Origin of the sequence: Microcystis flos-aquae FACHB-1344 (genome assembly GCF_014698375.1) — a bacterium.
GTDB lineage: Bacteria > Cyanobacteriota > Cyanobacteriia > Cyanobacteriales > Microcystaceae > Microcystis > Microcystis aeruginosa.
Genome location: NZ_JACJSW010000138.1, coordinates 15,446 through 27,305 on the forward strand (window position 1 = coordinate 15,446; position 11,860 = coordinate 27,305).

The 11,860-nt window shown below is 40.3% G+C and carries 12 protein-coding genes; 1 reads left to right on the plus strand and 11 read right to left on the minus strand.

What is annotated here, in order from left to right; translation table 11 throughout:
• Nucleotides 1-172: 172 nt before the first annotated feature.
• The 11 genes from H6G48_RS12090 to H6G48_RS12140 all read right to left on the minus strand — a co-directional run bounded on the left by H6G48_RS12090 (nucleotide 173) and on the right by H6G48_RS12140 (nucleotide 11,407).
• Nucleotides 173-820 (minus strand): Uma2 family endonuclease, encoded by a 648-nt coding sequence (locus H6G48_RS12090; protein ID WP_190721933.1) that lies wholly within the window; start codon nucleotides 818-820, stop codon nucleotides 173-175.
• Nucleotides 821-921: 101 nt separating this feature from the next.
• Nucleotides 922-1,569: a Uma2 family endonuclease gene (locus H6G48_RS12095; RefSeq protein WP_190721935.1), complete on the minus strand. Its 648-nt coding sequence runs from the start codon at nucleotides 1,567-1,569 to the stop codon at nucleotides 922-924.
• A gap of 38 nt (nucleotides 1,570-1,607) precedes the next feature.
• Nucleotides 1,608-2,075: a DUF29 domain-containing protein gene (locus H6G48_RS12100; protein ID WP_190721937.1), complete on the minus strand. Its 468-nt coding sequence runs from the start codon at nucleotides 2,073-2,075 to the stop codon at nucleotides 1,608-1,610.
• Nucleotides 2,072-4,420: an HD family phosphohydrolase gene (locus tag H6G48_RS12105; protein WP_190721939.1), complete on the minus strand. Its 2,349-nt coding sequence runs from the start codon at nucleotides 4,418-4,420 to the stop codon at nucleotides 2,072-2,074. The genes H6G48_RS12100 and H6G48_RS12105 overlap by 4 nt, the downstream gene beginning before the upstream one ends.
• Nucleotides 4,421-4,749: 329 nt before the next feature.
• Complete coding sequence (locus tag H6G48_RS12110) at nucleotides 4,750-5,160, minus strand: hypothetical protein (protein WP_235614777.1); 411 nt, start codon at nucleotides 5,158-5,160, stop codon at nucleotides 4,750-4,752.
• A complete protein-coding gene (locus H6G48_RS12115) occupies nucleotides 5,147-5,326 on the minus strand; it encodes a hypothetical protein (RefSeq protein WP_046663376.1) in 180 nt (59 codons plus the stop codon). The genes H6G48_RS12110 and H6G48_RS12115 overlap by 14 nt, the downstream gene beginning before the upstream one ends.
• A gap of 137 nt (nucleotides 5,327-5,463) precedes the next feature.
• Nucleotides 5,464-5,679: a DUF2283 domain-containing protein gene (locus tag H6G48_RS12120; RefSeq protein ID WP_002800147.1), complete on the minus strand. Its 216-nt coding sequence runs from the start codon at nucleotides 5,677-5,679 to the stop codon at nucleotides 5,464-5,466.
• Nucleotides 5,680-5,747: 68 nt separating this feature from the next.
• Nucleotides 5,748-5,882: a hypothetical protein gene (locus tag H6G48_RS26835; protein ID WP_277925608.1), complete on the minus strand. Its 135-nt coding sequence runs from the start codon at nucleotides 5,880-5,882 to the stop codon at nucleotides 5,748-5,750.
• Nucleotides 5,883-6,357: 475 nt separating this feature from the next.
• A complete protein-coding gene (locus H6G48_RS12130) occupies nucleotides 6,358-9,075 on the minus strand; it encodes an SUMF1/EgtB/PvdO family nonheme iron enzyme (RefSeq protein WP_190721941.1) in 2,718 nt (905 codons plus the stop codon).
• 8 nt (nucleotides 9,076-9,083) lie between these two features.
• Nucleotides 9,084-10,055 carry an AAA family ATPase gene (locus H6G48_RS12135; protein WP_190721943.1) on the minus strand — a complete coding sequence of 324 codons (972 nt, stop codon included), beginning with the start codon at nucleotides 10,053-10,055 and terminating at the stop codon, nucleotides 9,084-9,086.
• Nucleotides 10,037-11,407 carry a hypothetical protein gene (locus H6G48_RS12140; RefSeq protein WP_190721944.1) on the minus strand — a complete coding sequence of 457 codons (1,371 nt, stop codon included), beginning with the start codon at nucleotides 11,405-11,407 and terminating at the stop codon, nucleotides 10,037-10,039. The genes H6G48_RS12135 and H6G48_RS12140 overlap by 19 nt, the downstream gene beginning before the upstream one ends.
• 123 nt (nucleotides 11,408-11,530) lie before the next feature.
• Between H6G48_RS12140 and H6G48_RS12145 the strand changes: the two genes are divergently transcribed.
• The gene (locus H6G48_RS12145) at nucleotides 11,531-11,704 is read left to right on the plus strand and encodes a hypothetical protein (RefSeq protein ID WP_190721946.1); all 174 of its coding nucleotides are present in this window, start codon (nucleotides 11,531-11,533) and stop codon (nucleotides 11,702-11,704) included.
• Nucleotides 11,705-11,860 lie beyond the last annotated feature (156 nt).

Here is an 11,860-nt window from a genome sequence, read left to right on the forward strand (position 1 = left end):
AAGGATTAATCTGTACTTCATCTCTAGGAGAAAGAGTGAGAAATTTTCTATTTACCCAGTGATTACTGTGGGGAGGGAAAAGTTAGAGGCAATCGGGGCAAAATGATAAGTATTTTATCTGCAAATACCTTCAATACTTAAAAATATTTAAATTCACAATTGGTAATATTTATTAACTAAAATTCTCTAAAGCTTCAAATTGACGTAAGGCAAGACTAGAACCTTGCTTCCAGCCTAATTCTACATAATAGGGAAAAAGTTTCTTGATATTTATATCGGGAAAGAGACGACTATTTTCGCTTTCTTGATAACCGTCTTCTCTGAACAGATATATTTTTAATTCTTCCCGACGATAAACCCACAATTCGGGTATTTTCAGCAATTGATAGGCCTCTATATCAGTCAGAGAAGTAAAGTCCACTTCTATAGCTAAATCGGGAGGAGGATCAACAGTTAAATCAATTCTCTCTTTGCCTAAAATTGCCTGTCTATTATCAATATAAAAACAAGTATCTGGCTCTACTCCTGCTTCCCCCGATATTTTCAAGGTAATCGGATCAAAACATTGCCAGTCTTTGCCTTGGCGACGGAGGATAATTTTTACTAAATCCCGTAATGTATCAACACGATTGCCATGACTTGGTAAGGGAGACATAAGCCGAATTTCTTGAGTTTTGCGATTAAAATAGAGTTTAGGATAGGTTTTTTGGAGACGTAAACTCAGTAATCTTTCGTAATCTTCCCAAGTCTGATGGGGAAAAATAACTTGACTGCCTGGAGATAAAGATAAAGTATTTTCGTTGAGAGTAATTAGTAGCATTTTGATAATTATTTTTGGATTGTCAGATCCCCCCGCCTATCGGCACCCCCCTTATTAAGGGGGGCAGGGGGGATTAAGCTCACTTTTATACAAAAAGTGTTTTAACTAAAATTCTCTAAAGCTTCAAACTGACGTAAAGCAAGACTAGAACCTTGATTCCAGCCTAATTCTACATAATAGGGTAAAAGTTTCTTGATATTTATATCGGGAAAGAGACGACTATTTTCGCTTTCTTGATAACCGTCTTCTCTGAACAGATATATTTTCAATTCTTCCCGACGATAAACCCACAATTCGGGTATTTTCAGCAATTGATAGGCCTCTACATCAGTCAGAGAAGTAAAGTCCACTTCTATAGCTAAATCGGGAGGAGGATCAACAGTTAAATCAATTCTCTCTTTGCCTAAAATTGCCTGTCTATTATCAATATAAAAACAAGTATCTGGTTCTACTCCTGCTTCTCCCGGCATTTTCAAGGTAATCGGATCAAAACATTCCCAGTCTTTACCTTGACGACGAAGGATAATTTTTACTAAATCACTTAAAAGATTGATACGTTTGCCATGACTTGGTAAAGGAGACATAAGCCGAATTTCTTGAGTTTTGCGATTAAAATAGAGTTTGGGATAGGTTTTTTGGAGACGTAAACTCAGTAATCTTTCGTAATCTTCCCAAGTCTGATGGGGAAAAATAACTTGACTGCCCGGAGATAAAGATAAAGTATTTTCGTTGAGAGTAATTAGTAGCATTTTGGTAATTATCCTTGATTTTTAGCTGTGGGATTTAACTAATTTCGCTCTGGCAACCAATGCCTATCAAGCATTTGTTCAAGGGAATAGGGACAATTTAGAGGAAAATTGTGAGGAGATATTTCAGTTTTTTGCCCAACAATAAAAACGGCATCTTGATAGATTTTTTCTTGGTTATCTAGGAGATATTTTTCTAAATTTGTACTTAAATATCCATTTAGCTGAACTCTAAAAGTAGCTATTTCTCCTTGCCAATGCCGATGATGTAATTCAAATTCTTCCAGCCAATATTGCCACAACAAAAGATGAATAATTATCTGTCTTAAAAAACTCTCAACTCGATTTTTATCCCGTTTGCTCAAAGCCTCCAACTCCTCGATTAAATGTTGAATATCCAACTCAGCTAGACGATTTTCCTTGAGAAGTTTAATTGTTTCAGTCAACCAGAGATGTTCATCTTGTTCGTAGAGAAATTGTAACTGATTTAGCCAAGTATCTTTTTTCATATTTTTTTGGCTGAGGAGACTTCTAAAACTGCTTTCGGGTAGGCAATGCGTTGATGGTGGAATTGTTGCCAAACTTGCACAAAAACCTCGGCAATAATTGGTAATTCCTCCTGACGAATACCACTATCTACTAATTGTTGATCGCGCCATCGGGCCTGAAAAATCTTTTTGATCATATCCATGGCTTGTTCTGGGGAGGCCTCCTTCAGCGATCGCAAAGCGGCCTCGCTACTATCGGCCAACATAACGATCGCCGTTTCTCGCGATTGGGGAATCGGACCATCGTAGCGAAAAGCCGCCTCATCGACGAATTCTTGACCATTTTGGGCGGATTTTTGCAAAGCTTGCTGATAAAAATAGGAAATTAAGAGATTGCCTTGGTGTTCGGGAATAAAATCGCGGACCACTCGCGGTAAACCGTGTCTGCGGGCCATGACTAACCCTTCGCTAACGTGCTTTTTAATAATCTCGGCGCTGACGTAGGGATCGTTAATTTCATCGTGTTTATTCGGGCCACCCATTTGATTTTCAATAAAACCGAGAGGATCGTGCATTTTCCCGATATCGTGATAGAGGGTTCCCGTGCGAATTAATTCCACATTACAGTGCAGTTTTCGGGCGGCCGCTTCAGCTAAACAGGCGACAAAAAGGGTATGTTGAAAAGTCCCCGGCGCTTCCGTGGCCAAACGTTTGAGCAAACTACAATTAGGATTGGACAACTCCACCAGACGAATGGGAGTGACCACATCGAAACAGCGTTCCAAATAGGGGGATAATCCTAGGGCGATTACCGTCCAAGCTATTCCCGATAGACCATAGACGAGGGCCGTGGGTAGTAGAGTATAGATGATTGTGCTGGCCGTGGCGCTAACGATTAGGTAAGTGAGCAGATAAACACCCCCTTGGCTGACTCCGATTCCCATCCCTAGCAGCGATAATTCATCCCTGGAACGCAATTTTGCCGCTATCATCGCCGCTAATAGTCCCCCTATCGTCCCGGCGATTAAATCGGCGCTGATACCTTGGCTGCTGAATAGGGAAAGACCGGCAGTTAAGAGGACCTGGGTGACGGCCAGAGTCGGGCCGTAGAAACTGCTGACTAATAAACCCACGGCTGCCAGATTGGTAAAGGGAATATTGGCGATCGCTAGGATCGGTGTGGTAAAACTTAGTAAACCCAAGAGAAGAAAATCCCGGTGACGCAGAGGCCGATGGAGACGCTGGGCAACGAGGCAAAAAGTCCCGATCGCACTGGTGACAAGGATTGCCGTTGACCCTAAACCCATCCAGTTAATGCCCCGTTCGCTTAAACCAAAACCATCGATGAGAACAAACTGAGCTTGAGTAATTTTTTCGCCTGCTTTAACGATAATTTGACCGGTTTGAGCGCTAGACATGACCATATCTACCGCTTCCACCGCTTTAGCGGCTTGTTCTTTGGTTGCCTCCCGATCTTCTATCAGGTTCGTTTGTCCCTCTAGGGCTGCCAGAAGGATATTTTCGGCTAAAGACTGCTGGCGACTGGTTAGGCGATCGCTGCTAATCTGCACGGCGATGGTATCCTGTAGGTGACTGGTGGAAATCCCCGGGGGAATGCCTTGCACCAAAATCCGGCGACCCGCTTGCAGGACGGCTTTTTCTAGGTTTTGCCACTCTCGATCGCCCATTTGGGCCGCTGTGATCAGATCGGCGTATTTGAGTTTATTTAAGCTGGAATGCCGATAATTTTGGCTGGTTTGCTCCTTTATTTGCCGTAATTGCCCTAATCGATCGATAAATTGCTCAAAGTTCCCCTTGGCCACGCGCTGACGATAGGCTTGGATTTCGCTAACAGCATATTCCTGCTCTTTTGTCAAGAGTTTCGTAAAAGATTCTTCATAGTTGAGGCGGCTCTGTAGAGTTGACCATTGAGCGGCAGAAAAGGTGAGCAGCATTTCCATTGTGGCGTTAGAAATATTTCTGCCCATTAAAATGGAATTTCTTCGCAAAATTGGGCTAATTTGACTTAATTGCCCTAAAGTGTCTCGCAGCGATCGCTCGATCTGGGCGGTGGTTTGGGGGTCTCTTTTCAGCCTGGGAAGCAGTCCAGCCCGAATTTTTTGGCGTTTGAGGGCGGTGGTTTCTTGGTCTTGAAAACGGGCATCTTCGGGGGCGATAATCGTGACGGGGGAAATAGTCCCGACGGCCAATTTCGGCTGATTATAGAAACGATAACCGACCACGCTAGTCAGACAACCGACGGTAAACAGGAAGATTAAGGGTCGTCGCAGTTTACCCAGGGAGTAAGAGCGAGATTTTCGGGCAGAATCAGGAAAAACAGTGAAAGAATGCAGAAAATGATTCATAAATTCCAGCTAAATTCTATAAACTGCGCGACCATGCCCAGAGAAAAAATACCGGCAGCTCGGTTTTGGGTTCCCTCTTCTATTTTAAGGACTCCCTGTGCAAAAAAATTTTTTCTCGAAAGGTATCTAGGGGCTGCTGAAAAAGTTTGTTGGTGGGGTTAGGAGTCGGTCGCCGGTCGGGGAAGAGAGAGGCAAAAGGCAAGGGTTTGGAACTACACAAGGGAGGGTCTTTCTCCGTTTCCTGATGGGTTAAGCAAGAGGTAGAACCTCTAGAAATGCGTTGCAAGGGAGACCCTTGCAACGAGGTACGAGGTAAATTATCAATAGCTCTAATCTATTTCTAGATTTTCTAAATCGGCTAAATCTTGTAATCTACCTGATGCTTTTTTGTTTTTTTTAAGATTTTCTAAGTCAATAAAGTTAACAATAATATCGTCAATTTTAACCTCAATTCTGGATAAGTAACAAGTTTGAAACTCTACCCCATCGGGGGTTGTAATTAAATCAATACGGTTAGGAGGATAACCTAATTGTATCACTTGATCTGGCGTTAAAAAGTCATCAATTGTTAATCCTAAAGAACCAAAACCGAACCCTTCTAAGGCTTTGATTAGATTATAGGCATTTAACGAACTCATTTCTATCCAAATATCAATATCTTTAGTATAACGAGGATAGCCATGTAAGGCAACGGCATAGCCGCCTAAGACGAGATAACGCACTTGATTATCGTTTAACAATTGTATAAACTCTTTGAAGTCTTGGTTCAGCATTATATTTATATTGATGATATTCTTGACGAATTTCTTCTAAGGCCGATAGTCTCGTTTGGTACGATTGACTACGCCAATAGGCTGTCTCCGTTTTGGGAGCTTTTAAGTTAACTTTTTGATAAGTGATTTTCATAGAGAGATTAAGTAGGTAGGCGTTAAAAACTATCAGACACCCCCCTTATCAAGGGGGGCAGGGGGGATCGAACTTAAAATCCATTTTTAATTTAATTATAACCCAGCTACTTAAGTGTTATTTTTCGCCTTTATTGTTTAAAGAGGGATGGCAGTTTCTAGGGAAATTTTAAGATTCCTGTTCTCAGAAATCCTATAGTTAAGTTTTTCAAAACCAATAACTTCGCCTTTTTGATTTTTCATTAAAATAACTTCGTCGCCGGTTTCTTCGCAGAGATATTCTGAAGAGCGATCGCCAAACCACACGGTTAAGGTATTGCCCATCGGATCATAATAAACGTTTACTTCTGCCATAAAATTTCCCCTTCTTTAATTGCATCGGTGGGATAAGTGGTAATTAGGAAGCCATCACCATTGAGTTTTCAGATAATGGCACAGAGCCAACGTTTTGGTCGTTGAAGTTTATAAAAAAGATAAACATTAGGGTCACTGCGGCTACGTCGAATTTCATCAGGTTGGCTAAGGGTTTCTTGGACTAATTTTTCTTGTCCTTTCATTATAGGATGTTTTATCTGGGTGATAATCCTAAATCCTTTGAGTATAGGCTACTTATGAAGACAGGCACTCATGCAAGAGGCAAAAGGCAAAAAGGGGAATAAATAATCAGTCTTTAATAACCGGATTTAGTATAACCTATCCCTGCGTCTTCATCGGCCCGCATCCTGTAGGGGCGAAGCATTCGGGCAATAACCTATTGCTGAAACCGTAGATTTTCTATCCGAATGCTTCGCCCGTACTTTTTCAGCACAGAAAACGGGTTTCTCCGAGAAACCCGTTTTCTACTCATGGACACCCCCCCTTATCAAGGGGAGCAGGGGGGATCGACACCCCCCTTATCAAGGGGAGCAGGGGGGAGAACCCAAATAACCAGATTTAGTATAACTCCTAAACTAATACACTTGTTCTATAGCTTGCCCCAAAAAATTCCAGAAAAGGGAATGAGGGTAAAAAGGGAAAAAAAGAGAAAAAGGGTTACAGGGTCCTCCCAGCACCGCACACCACCCGAAAACCGCTGTAGCTGATGCTGACGCGGCGGAAGCTGCTGTAGCGGGAAGCGGAACGGCAGTAAAGTGGAATGTAGCACCAAGAACCGCCCCGCAACGGAGAACGATTATCAGCCCCATATATTATCCAGACACTGCCATCCGTCGGCGCACCGTCATAATTATCGTGCCAAGTATCGGCGCACCATTCCCAGACATTGCCGTGCATATCGTACAGTCCAAAAGCGTTTGGGAAAAACTGTCCCACGGGAGTCGTTTGTTGTCGATATTCTCCCTTCGCTTCCCCTGCGTAGGTATAGCCAGCATTGTAGTTAGCCAATTCCCCGGTAATGGTTTCCCCAAAGTAGAATGGGGTGGTGGTTCCAGCACGACAAGCGTACTCCCATTCCGCCTCACTCGGTAGCCAATACTCCCGTTTTGTTTCCCTTGATAGTCGTTTACAGAATTCTGTTGCTTGATACCAGTTGACTCTTTCTACGGGTAGCTCATCCCCTATGAAGCGAGAGGGATTTGTCTCTAGGTCGATGTCTATTTTAGCGGTTGCGGCAATCGCTCTCCACTGAGCTTGGGTAATCGGGGTTTGACTCATGTAGAAAGCGGGGACTTTGACCAGGTGTTGTGGTCTTTCCCTTCTAAATCCGTCCCAATCAAATTTTTTAACCAGTCTTTCGATTTCCTCATCTTCCGTTCCCATCCAGAATTCTCCTTGGGGAATATACATCATGCGGATATAGTTTTGAGCTTTTTTCCTGTTGCCAACTTCTGGAAGGTTTTCATCGTAAAAATAGGCTTTAACAGGTTTTCTCTCGATAACTTGGCCTGTTTTATTAACCAATACCGTTTCTGCGGTAAAAAGGAAAAGGTTTTCATTGTAGGGAACAATAGCGGCTACTTTGTCTATTAAACGTTTTTGTAGGGTTCCTTCGTCTTCTGGGGAAAGTTGAAGGACATTGCCAACGTGGTTTAAATCCCCTCTAGAATAGGCGGCAATCGGTTCATTAAGCAATAACAAGGGTTCATAATCGGCTAAAGCAGCGGATAGATTCTCTAATAAAGCTGTCAATCTCACAAGACGCACTCGGTTATTATTTTTGATAGCTTCTGCTAGTACCTGTTTGATTTCATTGACTGCTTGACTGGGTTTTAGGTAGGCAAGAGCTAACCATTGTTGATTTTGCCAATAAACCGATTGTGAGCAATAATCACCGATTTGTTCCTGAATATAGGTTTGTAACTGATAGGCCAGAGATTTGAGTTCCTCTGGGGTTAATTTTTCTAATAGTAGTTTACGAACATCGGGAGACATTTCATAGAGTTCTCGATCTATTTTGCGGACTAAACTGGAGAGTAAAATATCAGCGATCGCATACCAAGGAGCTTGATTATTTTTATCTTGATGTTGACGCAGATAATAAAGTAAATTAGGGGATAAACTAAGGGGAAAAGCCGCTCTTTTCGCTAGTTCTCTGGTGTTTGGTTCGTTTTCTTTTTCAAATAATCTTAAACGGCTTTCTGCGCTAAAAAAATCTTCATCCTCATCCCAATTATCCCCTTGTTGAAATTGATTAGGATTAAATAAATGACGGGGTGGGATAGCTTCTTCTTTTAGCCATGTTATCAAGTTTTCCCAGTCCTCTGTGGTTAGTTCAAACATGGAAAAATTGGGTATATCTTCAGCTAAATCAGCAATATCGATCGCAGTTGTCCCATACCATCGATGATAGGGTAAGGGGTTTAACCATGCGACTCGGCTAAATCTTCGGCTAAATCGTCGGATAAGGGTTTCTGTTGCACTCAAGCGCTCTTCTACATAACGTTTTCTAGCGGCACCCGCATCACTAAGAATTAGACAACTGGTTACTTCCGGAGAATAGTTAGAGAGAACTTTGCTTAAAGATTGACTTTCCCAACCGTTTTCTTGTCGTAAAACCTCGTCTCTAATCAGATTATCAAAGTAAAAATGGGGAACATTTGCCCAAGTTTGCTTCATTATCCTACCAAATCCTGCAAAGGGAATCATCGAGTCAGAACAATCAATAAAAATTATAATTTCTCGGCGATAAAGTTGTTTCTTTTGGTAAATTATTTGATCAAAAAAGCCTCGTTTAGCCGTTGCCATCACCGTAGCTTTTAGATCCCAAGTTTGTCGAGGACTTTCTAGGGGTAATGGACGCAGTTGCTGCCAACTTTCTTGTAACTTAGCGATGCCAATAGGATAATAATCAGGATTATCTAGGGATGTGATTTTTTTTCGCTTTTCAATAGCTGTGGCAATTTGTGGAAATGAAGTCTCCGGTGCTATTTTTGTATCCCCAGAAGGGGTAATTTCTAATGAGGGAGATTCCCTATCATCCATCGGGTTTATGATTTTGCTAATCGATTCTTCTGGATGACGAATAGGTATTTTTTGGGCTATTTCTATATTTATTTCTGGTTGGAATTGTAGCATCTCTGTCCAGGCCTGATCAAACTTTTCTTTTTCTTTCGGGGATTTAACCCATAAAGCTTGACAAAGAAGTTTAATTTTAGGATTGTCTAAGTTGGGATTTTCTTGAATAGCAATATCAGAATCATTGGCGAGTTTTTGAATTAGGTAATTTTCCACCCGATAATATTGTTCAATAGACAGCAGAAATCCTTCTTCGTCTCTGAGTTGATAAAATAGGTCAAGTAGGGGGGATGTCATTGGCTTTTTTAACCTCTTGTTCCATAATCTTGTAAATCGGTACGGCTTTTTAGTAAAACACTAGCGTGGGGTAATTTGTCCTCGTTTAATTTGGCGATAATTTCTTCAGTTTTGTACTTGAGTAACGATTTAAACCAGGCTATTAATTCACTGGTGCTAACTTTTTTTTCTCCTTCAGATTTAGTCTCGTCTTGTGATGTTCTCACTTCCTGAAAACGGTCCACTGCTTTGATGATAACCTCTTGTTCAGCGTCGGTAAACCGTTCGGTTAATATTTTTCTTAATCTTTCTTGGTTGGGTAGCTCAATATAGTGATAAATGCAACGTCTCAGAAAAGCATTGGGTAAGTTTTTTTCTTGATTACTGGTAATTATAATCAGAGGAAAAGCTTGATCATTTGCTTGAATTAAATCTCCTGTTTCTTTAATGAAAAAACGACGAGATTCAATGGCTAAAAGTAAATCATTAGGAAAATCTCGATCTGCTTTATCTATTTCATCAATTAATACTACCGATTGTTCTTGCTTATCTTGACTTTCTTTAAATGCTTTACCCAAGGGTTGTAAATCAACCCAATCCTTTGAAGTAGCTGGATTTTTTTGCTCAGAAGAAGATTCTTCTATTTCTTTTTTGCTTAAAATTCCGCTAATTTGAGCAGCTTGTAAACGACCAATATAATCATATTGATAGAGACTATCTTCTGCTTTACTTGTAGATTGAACTATCCACTCATAATATTTTATAGGATTACTTTCCTGACGATAATTAAATTCATAAACTAAGGCATGAGCTAGACGACTTTTGCCACATCCCGGTTCACCTTCTAGTAACAAAGGCATTCCCAATTCAATAGCCAAGTTAACAACTTCTATTAACTCATCACCTGCGTCATAGGGATAAATTTTTTGTTGAATCGGTTCATAATAAAGTCCCGATTTAGGTTGAATTTCTCCCCTGTAAGTTAAGGATAGTTTAGCCATCTATTTTCCCTCGATAATTGTCCTTGAAATTGTTGATAAAAAGCTTTCAGTGTGTCTTCTATGTTGCCGTGCTTGCTATTTTCCCATAATTCCTGCAAGGTAGATTTAAATAAGTCTGTGGTTTCATCCTGTAAGTCACAACCTAACTGAAGTTGTTGAGCAAAAGTAGGAATAATTTCCTGAAAAGACCGTTGTTCAAAGCGAGAGTCAATCTGTAAGCGGTGAATAGGACTTAATTCTGATAATTTGTCCTTATCTCTCCAATCATTACTGTTTCCATAATCTAACCAAATCATTAATAAAAAGCCCGGAATGGGACTATTTTGTATTTTACTAGCTTTTTTGGTTAAATTTTGCCAAAACGAATCAATGTCCTTTAAACGGGAGAAGTCTGCACAATCAATTCCTTCAAAAATCAAACAAAAATTATTAGTCTTTAAATTTTTAATTCCTCCAGAATTATTTAAAAAATGTTCATGAAGACTATAGCTATCCCATTCTTCTTGACCATCTCCTTGAAATTTAAAAACAATAGGTTTAACGGGCAAATTATTAGTGATCAAGATTTCTTTTTCTAAACGACGCAAACACCAAAAACGATATGTATGAGGACAAGGGGGAACATAAATACTGCCTTCTCGTAAAGGTTTAGCAGCTATTGAACTGGTAAATTTTACTAGATTAGTGTAATTAAATTCTGTTAAAATATCATAAATCTTCCCATTATTTGTTCGTTGATTTTTTAGGTTTTGATGATGATTTTGACAACATTCTAAGCTTTCAAAATCTAGTCCTAATACTTCGCAATAAGCTTGAACAATATAAGACTGTTTAGAGGTTCGCCCTTTTTTTCCTAGTCCATATTTTTTTTCAGTACAAAACCGCAAACTATCTCCAGATATGCCAATTACCTTTAAAATAGACTCATTTAATAAATGGTTTATATCCTCATAAAAGGTTAAATGAATTGAATTATCATTAATATCTTCAATTCTCGGTGTATTTATTTTATTTTGAGTAATGTACTCCCTTTTCTTCTTATTTTCAAATCCTTTAAAATCAGATTCATTTTGTAAGTACAATTTCTTCCCATCTGTTTTTAAAACGTCTTTAGTTGTTCCGGATTGTGGCGATAGTGTCATCCAAGCTTTCAAGACATTCAATGGAATGGTATAACTGGAAGTTTCTGTTCGACTACGGTATTCTTCGAGAAATGCCTCAAGTAACCATCGACTTGCTTCTATTAATATTTGCTCCGAAGCACAAGAATAGTTTCCCTTATAAGCATCTTTAGCCTTACGAAGGGTTTCCACATCTTCATCCGATAATCTGATTTCGCCAGACCCTAACATAAATCTCGTCAAACGTCAACCTACGATCTGATCCACTTTTTGATCTCCTTTTGCCAGCATTTGCTGAAAGCATTTTAATCAACTTGTCCTCAAAAAACAAGCTATAGGGGGACAGGAGTAAATATGAAAAAGGAAAATTTCTGGCAAAAACATAAAGCGGACATTGACGTGATTTGCCGCATCATCACCACTTTAACTGCCTTGGCTAGTTTGGGTGTTCAGGTGGGAGAGTTAAAGATTCCCCAAAGCGAGATTCCCCCTATCCCTGAGGTTCAGGTGGAATTAAATATCAGATGAACGTAGGTTGGGTTGAAGCATGAAACCCAACGCCTGCATGGGTTACGCTACCGCTAACCCATCCTACAAATAATTTTGCCTCCCTACTTAAGACGTATTTAAATCGCTTATTCTTAGATTAGCCGAATCTCCTCCCCCCTTGCCCCCCGATGTCGG

What these genes read in the sequence shown, in the direction of transcription:
- H6G48_RS12090 (WP_190721933.1), bottom strand. Translation starts at nt 820, where the DNA reads ATGCTACTAATTACTCTCAACGAAAATACTTTATCTTTATCTCCAGGC.
- H6G48_RS12095 (WP_190721935.1), bottom strand. Translation starts at nt 1,569, where the DNA reads ATGCTACTAATTACTCTCAACGAAAATACTTTATCTTTATCTCCGGGC.
- H6G48_RS12100 (WP_190721937.1), bottom strand. Translation starts at nt 2,075, where the DNA reads ATGAAAAAAGATACTTGGCTAAATCAGTTACAATTTCTCTACGAACAA.
- H6G48_RS12105 (WP_190721939.1), bottom strand. Translation starts at nt 4,420, where the DNA reads ATGAATCATTTTCTGCATTCTTTCACTGTTTTTCCTGATTCTGCCCGA.
- H6G48_RS12115 (WP_046663376.1), bottom strand. Translation starts at nt 5,326, where the DNA reads ATGAAAATCACTTATCAAAAAGTTAACTTAAAAGCTCCCAAAACGGAG.
- H6G48_RS12120 (WP_002800147.1), bottom strand. Translation starts at nt 5,679, where the DNA reads ATGGCAGAAGTAAACGTTTATTATGATCCGATGGGCAATACCTTAACC.
- H6G48_RS26835 (WP_277925608.1), bottom strand. Translation starts at nt 5,882, where the DNA reads ATGAAAGGACAAGAAAAATTAGTCCAAGAAACCCTTAGCCAACCTGAT.
- H6G48_RS12130 (WP_190721941.1), bottom strand. Translation starts at nt 9,075, where the DNA reads ATGACATCCCCCCTACTTGACCTATTTTATCAACTCAGAGACGAAGAA.
- H6G48_RS12135 (WP_190721943.1), bottom strand. Translation starts at nt 10,055, where the DNA reads ATGGCTAAACTATCCTTAACTTACAGGGGAGAAATTCAACCTAAATCG.
- H6G48_RS12140 (WP_190721944.1), bottom strand. Translation starts at nt 11,407, where the DNA reads ATGTTAGGGTCTGGCGAAATCAGATTATCGGATGAAGATGTGGAAACC.
- H6G48_RS12145 (WP_190721946.1), top strand. Translation starts at nt 11,531, where the DNA reads ATGAAAAAGGAAAATTTCTGGCAAAAACATAAAGCGGACATTGACGTG.